The 12,501-nt window shown below is 71.9% G+C and carries 11 protein-coding genes; 9 read left to right on the forward strand and 2 right to left on the reverse strand.

Annotated elements, in window-relative coordinates:
- Positions 1-3 precede the first annotated feature (3 nt).
- From EG812_RS23300 to obgE, 5 genes are all read left to right on the forward strand, one after another.
- A complete protein-coding gene (locus EG812_RS23300) occupies positions 4-786 on the forward strand; it encodes a TIGR03936 family radical SAM-associated protein (protein WP_013735424.1) in 783 nt (260 codons plus the stop codon).
- Between the two features lie 131 nt (positions 787-917).
- A complete protein-coding gene (locus tag EG812_RS23305) occupies positions 918-4,004 on the forward strand; it encodes an Rne/Rng family ribonuclease (RefSeq protein WP_013735423.1) in 3,087 nt (1,028 codons plus the stop codon).
- A 275-nt stretch (positions 4,005-4,279) separates the two neighbouring features.
- Entirely contained in the window at positions 4,280-4,594 is a 315-nt protein-coding gene (gene rplU, locus EG812_RS23310) for a 50S ribosomal protein L21 (protein ID WP_013735422.1), read from the forward strand.
- Positions 4,595-4,605: 11 nt separating this feature from the next.
- The gene (rpmA, locus tag EG812_RS23315) at positions 4,606-4,860 is read left to right on the forward strand and encodes a 50S ribosomal protein L27 (RefSeq protein ID WP_013735421.1); all 255 of its coding nucleotides are present in this window, start codon (positions 4,606-4,608) and stop codon (positions 4,858-4,860) included.
- 90 nt (positions 4,861-4,950) lie between these two features.
- Positions 4,951-6,435: a GTPase ObgE gene (gene obgE / locus EG812_RS23320; protein ID WP_013735420.1), complete on the forward strand. Its 1,485-nt coding sequence runs from the start codon at positions 4,951-4,953 to the stop codon at positions 6,433-6,435.
- Positions 6,436-6,459: 24 nt separating this feature from the next.
- Here the strand turns inward: obgE and EG812_RS23325 are convergent, their stop codons facing one another.
- Positions 6,460-6,936: a DUF4383 domain-containing protein gene (locus tag EG812_RS23325; protein WP_013735419.1), complete on the reverse strand. Its 477-nt coding sequence runs from the start codon at positions 6,934-6,936 to the stop codon at positions 6,460-6,462.
- 253 nt (positions 6,937-7,189) lie between these two features.
- On the opposite strand from EG812_RS23325, the gene EG812_RS23330 reads away from it, so the two are divergent.
- From EG812_RS23330 to EG812_RS23340, 3 genes are all read left to right on the forward strand, one after another.
- On the forward strand, positions 7,190-7,828 hold the full coding sequence (locus EG812_RS23330) for an SRPBCC family protein (protein ID WP_013735418.1): 639 nt from the start codon (positions 7,190-7,192) through the stop codon (positions 7,826-7,828).
- Positions 7,825-8,997: a zinc-dependent alcohol dehydrogenase gene (locus EG812_RS23335; RefSeq protein ID WP_013735417.1), complete on the forward strand. Its 1,173-nt coding sequence runs from the start codon at positions 7,825-7,827 to the stop codon at positions 8,995-8,997. The genes EG812_RS23330 and EG812_RS23335 overlap by 4 nt, the downstream gene beginning before the upstream one ends.
- A gap of 232 nt (positions 8,998-9,229) precedes the next feature.
- Positions 9,230-9,616 carry a hypothetical protein gene (locus EG812_RS23340; protein ID WP_013735416.1) on the forward strand — a complete coding sequence of 129 codons (387 nt, stop codon included), beginning with the start codon at positions 9,230-9,232 and terminating at the stop codon, positions 9,614-9,616.
- A gap of 63 nt (positions 9,617-9,679) precedes the next feature.
- Here the strand turns inward: EG812_RS23340 and EG812_RS23345 are convergent, their stop codons facing one another.
- Positions 9,680-9,898, reverse strand: a complete 219-nt coding sequence (locus tag EG812_RS23345) for a DUF397 domain-containing protein (RefSeq protein ID WP_012014682.1) — start codon at positions 9,896-9,898, stop codon at positions 9,680-9,682.
- Positions 9,899-9,963: 65 nt separating this feature from the next.
- Here EG812_RS23345 and pepN point away from each other — a divergent pair, with 65 nt between their 5' ends.
- Complete coding sequence (gene pepN / locus EG812_RS23350) at positions 9,964-12,477, forward strand: aminopeptidase N (RefSeq protein ID WP_013735415.1); 2,514 nt, start codon at positions 9,964-9,966, stop codon at positions 12,475-12,477.
- Positions 12,478-12,501: the final 24 nt, after the last annotated feature.

The following is a 12,501-nucleotide window of genomic DNA, read 5'->3' on the forward strand; positions in this document are numbered from 1 at the left end:
AGCATGAAGATCAGTAAGAGACCACAGCCCGAAGGGGGCCAGGCGCCGGTCGTCCAGCGTGTGCGGATCCGGTACGCCAAACGGGGCCCGTTGCGGTTCACCTCGCACCGGGACTTCGCCCGGGCGTTCGAGCGTGCGTTGCGCCGCGCCGGCGTGCCGATGGCCTTCTCGCAGGGCTTCACCCCGCACCCCAAGATCTCGTACGCCAGTGCGGCGCCGACCGGGGTGGCGAGCGAGGCCGAGTACCTGGAGATCGGCCTGCGTGAACCGGTCGATCCGGACGCGCTGCGTCTGGCGCTGGACGCCGCGCTCTCTCCCGGCCTCGACGTGCTCGACGCCGTGGTGGCCACCGGCAGCGGGTTGGCCGACCGGATCGAGGCGTCCCGGTGGCGCGTCGAGTTGCCGCAGGTCGATCCGGAGGTGCTCGCCAAGGCCGTGGCCGCGTTCAGCGCCGCCGAGGAGGTCCAGGTCGAGCGGATGACCAAACAGGGGCGGCGCACCTTCGACGCGCGGGCGGCAGTCATCGCCATCGATGTGGGCGTTGCGTCGGCGACGCCTTCCGAGGCATCAGCCGTACCGTGTGCGATACTCGAACTGGTTGTACGGCAGGTCACCCCGTCCGTACGACCCGATGACGTCCTTTCCGGCCTCCGCGTGGTGGCCGGCCTGGAGCCGCCGGTGGCCCCGAAGGTGATCCGGCTGGCTCAGGGCACGCTGACCGCGCAGGGTGCGATCGTGGATCCGCTGGACGCGGATCGCGACGGGGCAACCATCGGCGGACGCTGACCGACGGTCGGCGTCCAGGCAGGCAGACTTCGCCGGTCGCGCACGCCGTGCGCCCGGGGAAACACCTTTTGCGGCATCCCTGCGTGGCAGCGCTCACCCGCGCCCGGGGAAGCCAGAACTGGAGAACGTCCATGCTCGAGAACGAGCCCGAGGGCGGCGAACGGACCGGTGTGAACCCGGCCGCCGAGCCCACCACCGTCGACGCGGCGAGCGAGGCCGGCGGCACCGCCACGCCGCAGGAGACCACTGCCACCGGAGCGGGTGCCTCCCCGTCGCAGGAGGCCACCGACACGGTGAGTGGTACGGCCGACCTGGCGGGCGTGCCCACCGGCGAGACACCGCCGCGGCGGCGGACCACCCGACGGCGCGCCACCCCGGTCAGCCAGCCCGAACAGACCGACGCTCCGGTGGACGCGCAGAGCACGCCGGCCGTGGGCAGTGCGGAAGCCCCGCAGGCGGAGGTCCTGGCCCCGGTCTCCGGTGACCTCGAGGCGGCACCCAAGACCACACGGCGACGCCGCAAGGCCACCACCGCGGCGAAGAGCACCGAGGAGCCCGTGGCCGCGGCCGAGGTCGAAGCGGCCGCCGGTGACGTCGTACCGCCGGTCAAGGTGACCCGTACCCGGCGGCGGAAGGCCACGCCCGCGGTGGTCGAGCCGGCCGTCGAGACCCCGGCGGAGATGCCGAGCGCCGAAGAGCCGGCGGCGGCCGAACCCGCCGCCGGAACCGACTTCGGAGCCGCAGCCGTTCCGGCCGAGAGCGCTGCCCCCGCACCTGACGAGTCCACCGAAGAGGTCGAGCCGACGGCGCCGACGCCGGCTGCGGGCGCGGCGGCCGAGCCGGCACCGGGCGCGGTGCCGCCACCGGTGACGCAGGTGCCACCGGCGCCGGAGCCGGTCGCGGAGCCGGAGCCCAGGTCGCGCCGCCGCCGGGCCGCGCTCACCGCGCCGACGGTGCTGTTCATGGCTCCCGAGGAGATCACCGCGGCCCGTATCGCCGCCGCCGCGGCGGCGGCCGAGGAGGAGGTCGCCGAGGAACCGGTCGAACCCTCCCGCCGCCGACGGCGTAGCCGGCGCGAGCCCGAACCGGTCGTGACGGTCGAGGCCGACGAGGAACCCGCCGTCGAGGAGGTCGAGGAGACCGCCGACGAGGACGAGGACGAGGAGACCGCCAGCGCACGGCGTCGCCGTCGGCGTGGTCGCCGGGGCCGGGGACGCGGCAAGGGTGGCGCGGAAGAGGCCGAGGACGGCGAGGACGCCGAGGCCGAGGCCGAGACTGAGACCGCCGAGGCGGGGGAGACCGAGGCCGAGGCCGAGACCGACGAGAACGGCGACGACACCGAGGGCGACGGGTTGACCCGTCGGCGTCGGCGGCGTCGTCGGCGGGGTGCCGGTGACACCGAGGGCGCCGCCGATGACGGCGTGCCGACCGTGGTGAAGATCCGGGAGCCCCGTCGTACGGTCGACGAGGTGCAGGGCGTCTCCGGCTCGACCCGGCTGGAGGCCAAGCGGCAGCGCCGTCGGGACGGTCGTGAGCAGCGCCGTACCCGCCCGCCGATCCTCAGCGAGTCCGAGTTCCTGGCGCGCCGGGAAGCCGTCGACCGGGTGATGGCGGTACGCCAGCGCGGCGACCGCACCCAGATCGCGGTGCTCGAGGACGGTGTGCTTGTCGAGCACTACGTCACCCGCAGTTCCACCGGCACCATGGCCGGCAACGTCTACCTCGGCAAGGTGCAGAACGTGCTGCCCAGCATGGAGGCGGCGTTCGTCGATATCGGTCGCGGTCGCAACGCGGTGCTGTACGCCGGAGAGGTCAACTGGGACACCAGCGGCCTGGAGGGCCGGGCCCGCTCGATCGAGCAGGCCCTCAAGTCCGGCGACTCGGTGCTGGTGCAGGTCACCAAGGACCCGATTGGGCACAAGGGCGCCCGGCTGACCAGCCACGTCGCGCTGTCGGGCCGGCACCTGGTGTACGTGCCCGGTGGCAACGCCTCCGGGATCAGCCGCAAGCTGCCCGACACCGAGCGCAAGCGCCTGCGTGACGTGCTGAAGAAGCTGGTGCCCGACGGCGCCGGTGTGATCGTCCGGACCGCGGCCGAGGGGGCCAGCGAGGACGAGTTGGCCCGCGACGTCAAGCGGCTCCAGGCGCAGTGGGAGGACATCCAGGCCAAGGCCGCCGAGGGCGGCGCGCCGGTGCTGCTCTACGAGGAGCCTGACCTGGTCATCCGGGTGGTCCGGGACCTGTTCAACGAGGACTTCCGTGAGCTGGTGATCGAGGGCGACCAGTCGTACGACATGGTCGAGTCGTACCTGTCGCACGTCTCGCCGGACCTGCTCGCCCGGCTGCGTCGGCACGTGGGCACCACTGACGTCTTCGCCGAGTACCGCATCGACGAGCAGATCCTCAAGGGGCTCGACCGCAAGGTCTTCCTGCCCTCCGGCGGTCACCTGGTCATCGACCGGACCGAGGCGATGACCGTGGTCGATGTGAACACCGGCAAGTACACAGGTGCCGGCGGCAACCTGGAGGAGACGGTCACCCGCAACAACCTGGAGGCGGCCGAGGAGATCGTCCGTCAGCTGCGGCTGCGCGACATCGGCGGCATCGTGGTGATCGACTTCATCGACATGGTGCTGGAGTCGAACCGGGAACTGGTGTTGCGCCGGTTGACCGAGTGCCTGGGCCGGGACCGTACCAAGCACCAGGTCACCGAGATCACTTCGCTGGGCCTCGTGCAGATGACCCGTAAGCGGATCGGCGCCGGTCTGCTGGAGGCGTTCAGCGAGACCTGCGAGTGCTGCAAGGGCCGGGGCCTGGTCATCCACACCGAGCCGGTGCCGGAGAAGCCCCGCTCCGGTGGCGCGGAGAAGGTCAAGGCGGTCGCCTCGGCTGCTGCGCCGACGACGGAGCAGCCGACCGCCTCGTCCCGGCGTCGGGCTCGTAAGAGCGCTGCCGAGCGGACCGTCGTGGAGGTCGCCGAGGTCGACGACACGAGCAGCGCCGACGCCGACTACCACGACACCATGGGCTACGACCTGTCGCGCTACGAGGCGGAGACCCCGGCCACGCCGGACATCGCCGACAGCCAGCAGGGTGAGTCGGCGCGGCTGGCCGCGCCGGACGACCCGGATGCGCTCGCCGAGGACGACGAGGACGACAGCGGCTCCGGTCGCCGTCGCTCCCGCCGGGCCGGTGCTCGGCGCCGTACCCGGCCCTGACCTGAGCACAGTCGTGGTGGCCCCTCCCTGCGGTGACGTCCGCGAGGAGGGGCTGCTGCGGGTCGGCGGTCGGGCCGGGCCCGGCGTGGGGCGGGGGCGGTTTGGGGCGCGGGGCAGGCATGGCGTACGCTTGCCTGCGGCGCACCCTTGTGTGCCGAGTTCTCGCGTGCCCGCGCCGCCGTGCCTCTGCTACCCGGCGAGCCGCCGCGGGGACGACCGACCGGCAACGGTGGGTAAAGACGCTAGCAGCCTCAACGACAGGGAGTGCGCCTCCGATGTACGCGATCGTCAAGACCGGCGGCAAGCAGTACAAGGTCGCCGAAGGCGACGTGATCGAGGTCGAGAAGCTCGTCGGTGCTCCCGGCGACGCGGTGAAGCTCGCCGCGGTGCTCCTCGTCGACGGTGACGACCTGGTGACCGACGCGGCCAAGCTCGCGCAGGTCGAGGTGTCCGGCGAGATCGCCGCACACACCAAGGGCCCGAAGATCCGGATCCACAAGTTCAAGAACAAGACCGGCTACCACAAGCGCCAGGGTCACCGCCAGCCGCTGACCCAGGTCAAGGTGACCGGCATCTCCAGCGGGAAGTAGGTCGTCTCAAGATGGCTCACAAAAAGGGTGCGTCCAGCTCGCGTAACGGCCGGGACTCCGCGGCCCAGCGGCTCGGCGTGAAGCGCTTCGGTGGTCAGGTCGTCAGCGCGGGCGAGATCATCGTCCGGCAGCGCGGCACCAAGTTCCACCCCGGTGACCTGGTCGGCCGCGGCGGCGACGACACGCTCTTCGCGCTGGCCGCCGGTGCGGTCCAGTTCGGCAGCAAGCGCGGTCGCAAGACCGTCAGCATCGTGCCGCAGCAGTAACTCTCCGGCGTGAGCGGGCCGTGGACCTGATGTCCCGGCCCGCTTCGCCTTTTCAGATGCGGGGCTGCTCCCCGCTGGAAGGATTGCGGCGTGACGATGTTCGTTGACCGGGTCGTCCTGCACCTGCAGGCCGGCGACGGTGGGCACGGCTGTGTCTCGATCCACCGGGAGAAGTTCAAGCCGTTCGGCGGCCCCGACGGGGGTAACGGCGGGCACGGCGGCAGCGTCTCCCTGGTGGTCGACCCGCAGGTGCACACGCTGCTCGACTTCCACTTCCGCCCGCACATCAAGGCGCAGAACGGTCGCGGGGGTGCCGGTTCCAACCGGGACGGCGCCAACGGCGCGGACCTGGTCCTCACCGTGCCCGACGGGACGGTCGTGCAGACCATGGACGGCACCGTGCTCGCCGACATGGTGGGTGCCGGCACCACCTTCGAGGTGGCCCGGGGTGGTCGTGGCGGCCGGGGCAACGCCTCGCTGGCCAACGCCCGCCGCAAGGCCCCCGGTTTCGCCGAGCTGGGCGAGCCGGGTGAGCACCTGGATGTGGTGCTGGAACTCAAGAGCGTCGCCGACGTCGGCCTGGTGGGTTTCCCGTCGGCCGGCAAGTCGTCGCTGATCTCGGTGATCTCCGCAGCCAAGCCGAAGATCGCCGACTACCCGTTCACCACCCTGGTGCCGAACCTCGGTGTGGTCCGGGTCGACAACCACACCTTCACCGTGGCCGACGTACCCGGCCTGATCCCCGGCGCGGCCACCGGCAAGGGCCTCGGGCTGGAGTTCCTCCGGCACATCGAGCGGTGCGCCGTGCTGGTGCACGTCATCGACACCGCGACCCTGGAGCCGGGTCGGGACCCGTTGGCCGACATCGACACCATTGAGGCGGAACTCGCGGAGTACGGCGGTCTGGCCGATCGACCCCGACTGGTCGCGTTGAACAAGATCGACGTGCCCGACGGGCGGGACCTGGCCGACATCGTCCGGCCCGACCTTGAGGCGCGCGGGCTGCGGGTCTACGAGGTGTCCGCGGCCACCCGGGAAGGGCTCAAGGAGCTCACCTACGCGATGGCGGAGCTGGTGGAGCAGTCGCGTGCTGCGGCGCCGCCGGCCGAGCCGACCCGGATCGTGCTCCGACCGAAGGCGGTCGACGACGCCGGCTTCACCATCGAGGCGGAGCCGGACGGCTCGTACACCGTACGGGGTGTCCGACCCGAGCGGTGGGTGCGCCAGACGAACTTCGACAACGACGAGGCGGTGGGCTACCTCGCCGACCGGCTGGCCCGACTCGGTGTCGAGGACCAGTTGGCCAGGGCGGGCGCCCAACCGGGCGACCTGGTCCGCATCGGTGAGCGGGAGTTCGACTGGCAGCCGACCCTCTACGCGGGTGCCGAGTTCACGCCCGGGACCCGGGGACGTGACATCCGGCTGGAGGAGAAGTCGACCCGGGCGAGCGCGGCCGAACGGCTGGCGGCCCGCAAGGCTCGCCGGCAGCGGCCCGCCGACGAGGTGGAGGCGGCACCCGAGGCTACGGCGGCCATCGAGGCTAGGGCGGCCATCGAGGCGGACGACGCCGAGTAGGCCGGCGGCCGCCGCTGCGAAAGATCAGGGGCGGTCGAGGGGATCATCGAGCCGACCGCCGGTGCCGACGTTGTTGGACAGCAACAGGCCCAGGGCCAGCATGCCGAACCCGAGCCCGAGGTGCAGGAAGTCGTCCGCGCTGTTGACCGGGATGAAGTTGGCGCTGCTGTCGTCCTCGGTCGCCCACCCGTACAGCCACAGGGCCAGGTAGACGGCCCCGCCGGCGGTCAGGAAGATCCGCGCGCCGGCCAGCCGGCGGGCCAGCAGCAGGCCGATCAGGCCGAAGCCGAGATGCAGCAGGTTGTGCAGGATCGAGACCTGGAACAGGCCGAGCAGCTTCGCCCCGGAGTGGTGCCCGGCGAAGGTCATGTCGCCGTAGCCGGTGGTGATGCCGGGGATGAAGCCTGCCACGCCGAGGACCAGGAAGAGGGCTGCCACGGCCAGGGCGGCGAGTTGGACGCGGCTACGTCCGGGCCGACCGCGGCGTGCGTGATGCGCCATTGATGTCACCCCTGTGGATCTGGATACGCGCGCGGCCGAGGGGGCGGCGAGGCTGGGCACCGTGCCGGGCGATCTCGCTGGCCCGTTGGTCCTCCATTGTCGTAAGCCCGGCGGTGCTCCCGCAGCGAAACGACCAATCAGACACGACCCGGCACCTGGCGACTGGAAGCGCCTGACGTGTCGTTTCGTCGGCCGCGGTCCGGGTAGCGCTCGGGGTGGACGGTTCAACGCCGGACGTCCGAGTGGAGGAGACATGACGACAAGCAACGGCGCGAGGTGGGCGCTGCTCGGCGCCGCCACCGTGACCGCGATCGGCGTCGGCCGGGCGGTGGCCCGGCGGCGACATCGGCACCAGCCTGTCAAGCAGGACGGCTGGTACGTGGTGCGGCGCGGGGTGACGATCGACCGGCCGGTCGAGGCGGTCATCGGCTTCTGGACCGACCAGGAACGGCTCGACCGTGCCCTGGCCGAGTGGGCGACCCTGGAACGGATCGACGACGAACACTGGCGGTGCGTGGCGCTCGACGACTCGGGCGCAGGCGTCGAGTGGCGGGCCGAGATCACCGTCACCGGTCCGGGCCGGTTGAGCTGGCAGGTCACCGACGGGCCCGAACAGCAGGGCACGGTGAAGTTGGTGACCGCACCGCAGGGCCGGGGCACCGAGATCCGGGCCGAGTTGCGGTACCGCTCCGGTCCGCTGCGCCGGGCCCTCGGCCTCGCCGGTGACCACGAGCCGGACCTGCGACTGCGCGACACGCTGCGCCGGGTGAAGTCGCTGATCGAGTGCGGTCAGATCATCGAAACCCGACGTGACCCGTCCGGTCGTGGCCGGATGCAGGAGCGCGCCACCGACAAGGTGCGTGAGCGGCTGTCGGCGGGAGGACGGGCATGAGGGCGCTGTGCTGGGAAGGAGTCGGCAAGCTGAAGGTGCGCGACGTGCCGGAGCCGACGGTACGCGCGGACGGGGACATCATCGTCAAGGTGCGGGCCAGCAGCGTCTGCGGCTCCGACCTGCACCTGATCAACGGGTTCCTGCCCGCCATGCGGGAGGGGGACATTCTCGGCCACGAGTTCATGGGCGAGGTGGTGGAGACCGGGCCGGGCGTACGACGCATCGCTGTCGGCGACCGGGTGGTGGTCGGCTCGGTGGTGGCCTGCGGCGGCTGCTGGTACTGCCGGACCGAGCAGTACTCGTTGTGCGACAACTCCAACCCGCAGCCGGTGTTCACCGAGAAGCTGTGGGGCCATTCACCGGCCGGCATCCTCGGCTACTCGCACGCCGCCGGCGGCTACTCCGGCAGCCACGCCGAGTACGTCCGGGTGCCGTTCGGTGACATCGGTGCCTTCAAGGTGCCCGACGGCGTACCGGACGACTCCGTGGTCTTCGCCTCCGACGCGCTGCCCACCGGTTGGATGGCCGCGGACTTCTGTGGCCTGACCGGCGGCGAGGTGGTCGCGGTGTGGGGTGCCGGGGGAGTAGGTCAGATGGCCGCCCGCGCCGCTCAGTTGCTCGGCGCCGAACGGGTCATCATGGTGGACCGGCTGCCGGAACGGCTGTCCACCGCCGCCGACCGGCTCGGCGTGGAGACGGTCAACTATGCCGAGACCGACGTGCTGGAGGCGCTGCGTGAGATGACTGCCGGCCGTGGACCGGACGCCTGCATCGAGGCGGTCGGCATGGAGGCGCACGACGTCGGCCCGGCGTACGCGTACGACCGGGCGAAGCAGGCCACCCGGACGCAGCTGGACCGGCCGACGTCGGTCCGGCAGGCCATCCTGGCGGCACGCAAGGGCGGCACGGTCAGCATCGTCGGCGTCTACGCGGGTTTCGTGGACAAGTTCCCGCTGGGTGCGGCGATGAACAAGGCCCTGGTGCTGCGGATGGGGCAGATGCACGCCCAGCGGTACATCCCGATGCTGCTGGAGCGGCTCGCCGCCGGGGAGATCGACCCCGCTTACCTGGCCACCCATCCGATGTCGCTGGAGGAGGGCGCCCGCGGCTACGAGATTTTCGAGAAGAAGCAGGACGGGTGCCTGCGGACGGTGTTGCACCCGGCCTGAGGCCTGACGCGCCGGGGCTGCGGCCCCGGCGTCACCAGGTGGACCGTTGTCGATTCGGCGGTGTGGGCCAGCTGGCCCCTCCCGCGAGCAGACGTTCCTGGTTGACTGCGGTCAGCGTCGGCGGCGCCGCCCACCCGGGCGGTGCGCACCGCGTCGGCCGGCCAAGCTTGCGGCAGAGCGTCGGCGGGGCGGGGTGCGGCAGGTGGGCCGGCGGGCACGCGGGGGAGGACGCATGCGGGACAACAGGCCGCCACACTGGCGACGGTGGATGGCCGGGGCGCTGTGTGGTGGCGGCGACCCACCCCTGATCGGGCCGCCCCGACGGGTGGTCCGGCCGGATCGGTTCTTCACCGCGCACCTCGGCTTCACCGCGCCTGATCTGGCGACCGCACGGGAAACGGCGGTCGGATACGCGGAGGCGCTGAGCGTGTTGCGGGCCGAGGTGGCGCTCGGCGCGTCCGCGGTGTCCCCGGCCGAGGACTGGCGGCGGGCCGAGCGGCTGTTCTGCGGGGCGGTCGGCCCCGACGGCGAGCGCTGCGTCGACGTCGCCGGTCACCCGGGGTTCCATCACGCGCCGGGGCCCGGTGGGCTGGGTTGGGGTGATGGCGATGTCGTCTGAGGGATCGCCCCGGTCCGGCACGGCGGGGTCGGGCCCGCCGACCGGGGCGGTGGGTCCCGCCGGTCAGTCGAGGTCGAACTCACCGTCCTGGGCGCCCGCGACGAAGGCGTCCCACTCGGCCTGGGTGAACACCAGCACCGGGCCGTCCGGCTCGGCGGAGTTGCGCATGCCGATCAGGTCGTCGACGAAGGCGACCTCCACGGCGGCCTCGGAGGTGTCCCCCTCGGCACGCTGCCAGACCGCCCGGGAGAGGTCGAAGTCGCCCTTGGGGTGCGTTGTCATGGTCCAGTCCTCCAGCGTCGGTGGGTGGGGGCGCTCCATGCGACCCCATCCGGCAGGATAAGCGGATGCCGAGCCTGAGCCGTGCAGAGTCGACCGCGCGTGGCGCGTCGATCGCCGTCGAGTCGTACCACGTGGATCTCGACCTGACCGGGGGCGGCGAGCGGTTCCGGTCGCAGGTCACGATCCGGTTCACCGCCACCGGCACCGAGACCTTCGCCGAGGTCAAGCCCGCGAAACTGCTGGCCGTACGCCTCAACGGCGTCGACCTCGACCCGGCCGGGCTGGACGACAACCGGCTGGCCCTGACCGGGTTGGCCGAGGAGAACACGCTGACCGTCGAGGCGGAGATGGCGTACACCAACACCGGCGAAGGGCTGCACCGGTTCGTCGACCCGGCCGACGGGGAGACCTACCTCTACGCCATGTCCTTCCTGGACGACGTGCAGCGCATCTTCGCCGCCTTCGACCAGCCCGACCTGAAGGCCCCGGTGACTCTCTCGGTCACCGCACCGCCACACTGGACGGTCGCGGCAAACGCCGAACTGGCCGCCCAGCCCGGGCCGGGGCGTTGGGAGTTCGCCCCCACCCTGCCGATCTCGACGTACCTGTTCAGCCTGATCGCCGGGCCCTGGCACGTCCGCCGCGACGAGCACGACGGCGTTCCGCTCGGCATCTACTGCCGGCGTTCCCTGGCCGAGCACCTGGACGCCGACGCCGAGGAGATCTTCACCGTCACCAGGCAGTGCCTCGACCGGTTCCACCAGCTGTTCGACGAGCGCTACCCGTTCGGCAAGTACGACCAGGCGTTCGTGCCGGAGTTCAACGCGGGTGCCATGGAGAATCCCGGGCTGGTCACCTTCCGCGACGACTACGTCTTCCGATCCGCGGTCACCGACACGCAGCGCGAGCTGCGGGCCACCACCATCGCCCACGAGATGGCCCACATGTGGTTCGGCAACCTGGTCACCATGCGGTGGTGGGACGACCTGTGGCTCAACGAGTCGTTTGCGGAATACCTCGGCACCCGGGTCACCGCCGAGGCGACCCGGTTCGACCAGGCATGGACGACGTTCGCCATGCGCCGCAAGGCGTGGGGGTACGCGGCGGACCAGCGTCCCTCGACCCATCCGGTGGCTCCGGACGAGCTGTCCGACGCGGCAGAGGCGCTGCTCAACTTCGACGGCATCTCGTACGCCAAGGGTGCCAGTGTGCTGCGGCAACTGGTGGCGTGGCTGGGCGACGAGCCCTTCCTGGCCGGGCTGAACGACCACTTCTCCCGCCACCGGTTCGGCAACGCCACCCTGGCCGATCTCCTCGCCAGCCTCGGCTCGGCGAGCGGGCGGGACCTGGCCGGTTGGGCGCAGGCGTGGTTGCGTGCCGCCCAGGTCAACACGTTGCGGGCCGAGGTGGCCCTGGACGCCGACGGCCGGTACCGGGAGGTGGCGGTCCTGCAGACCGCGCCGCCGGCGCATCCGGTGCTGCGTCCGCACCGCATCGGCGTGGGGCGGTACGCCGTCGACGGCAGCGCCGACCGCTTCGAGGTCGACCTGGATCCGAGCACCGACGGTGGCCGGACGGTGCTCGACCGGTTGACCGGTGAGCCGGCGTCGGCCGTCCTGCTGCCCAACGACGGCGACCTCACCTTCGCCAAGATCCGTCTCGATTCCGCCTCGGTCGATGCGGTGCCGCTGCTGCTTCCCCGGCTGGCCGATCCGTTGGCCCGCGCTCTGCTGTGGGGCGAGGCGCTGGACGCGGCGACCGACGGTGAGCGGCCGGTCATGGCGGTGGTGGAGCTGATCGGACAGGCGCTGCCCACCGAGACCGAGGTGATCATCACCGAGGACGTGCTGGCCCTGAGCCGTTCGCTTGTCGACCGTTACCTCGATCCGTCGATGCGGCCGACCGCCCTGGCGGTGATCGACGAAGCCTGCCGCCGGATGCTCGACACCGCTCCCGCCGGCGGGTCCATGCAGCTGGCCGCGGCGCGGGGCCGGATCGCCGCGACCATCGACGCCGCCCTGCTCACCGGCTGGCTCGGCGGCCGAGGTGTCCCGGACGGCCTGGCGATCGACACCGAGTTGCGTTGGAAGATCCTCGGTCGGCTGGTGGTGCTCGGTGCGGCGGGTGCGGCCGAGATCGAGGCGGAGGCGACGGCCGACCGGAGCGCGGCAGGTGCCGAGCATGCCGCGCGGTACCGAGCCGCGCTGCCGGATCCGGCGGCCAAACAGGCCGCATGGCAGATGATCGTGGCCGACACCACGGTCTCCAACCGGCTGATCGAGGCGACCGCAGCCGGCTTCTGGCAGCCCGAGCAGGCCGAGCTGACCGCCGAGTACGTGCCGCGCTACTTCGCCGACATGCCGGCCATGGCGCGGCTGCGTACGCCCTGGGTGGCCGACGAGGTGGCGAAGCTTGCCTTCCCCCGCTACGCGGTGGCGCAGCCCACCCGGGAGGCGGCCGCGGCGCTGCTGTCCCGGGACGACCTCACGCCCGGCCTGCGCCGGGTGATCACCGACGCCGACGACGACCTGCGCCGTGCCCTGGTCGCGCGGACGGCGGTGGCTGCCACGACTGCCTGATCTGCGTGGCGGGACGTGAGCTCT

Source organism: Verrucosispora sp. FIM060022 (assembly GCF_003977705.1).
GTDB classification, from domain to species: domain Bacteria; phylum Actinomycetota; class Actinomycetes; order Mycobacteriales; family Micromonosporaceae; genus Micromonospora; species Micromonospora gifhornensis.

Bases quoted from the DNA above. Each gene is read 5' to 3' on its own strand.
- EG812_RS23325 (WP_013735419.1), bottom strand. From the start codon at position 6,936: ATGGCGCATCACGCACGCCGCGGTCGGCCCGGACGTAGCCGCGTCCAA.
- EG812_RS23330 (WP_013735418.1), top strand. From the start codon at position 7,190: ATGACGACAAGCAACGGCGCGAGGTGGGCGCTGCTCGGCGCCGCCACC.
- EG812_RS23340 (WP_013735416.1), top strand. From the start codon at position 9,230: ATGCGGGACAACAGGCCGCCACACTGGCGACGGTGGATGGCCGGGGCG.
- EG812_RS23345 (WP_012014682.1), bottom strand. From the start codon at position 9,898: ATGACAACGCACCCCAAGGGCGACTTCGACCTCTCCCGGGCGGTCTGG.
- EG812_RS23300 (WP_013735424.1), top strand. From the start codon at position 4: ATGAAGATCAGTAAGAGACCACAGCCCGAAGGGGGCCAGGCGCCGGTC.
- EG812_RS23335 (WP_013735417.1), top strand. From the start codon at position 7,825: ATGAGGGCGCTGTGCTGGGAAGGAGTCGGCAAGCTGAAGGTGCGCGAC.
- rplU (WP_013735422.1), top strand. From the start codon at position 4,280: ATGTACGCGATCGTCAAGACCGGCGGCAAGCAGTACAAGGTCGCCGAA.
- EG812_RS23305 (WP_013735423.1), top strand. From the start codon at position 918: ATGCTCGAGAACGAGCCCGAGGGCGGCGAACGGACCGGTGTGAACCCG.
- pepN (WP_013735415.1), top strand. From the start codon at position 9,964: ATGCCGAGCCTGAGCCGTGCAGAGTCGACCGCGCGTGGCGCGTCGATC.
- rpmA (WP_013735421.1), top strand. From the start codon at position 4,606: ATGGCTCACAAAAAGGGTGCGTCCAGCTCGCGTAACGGCCGGGACTCC.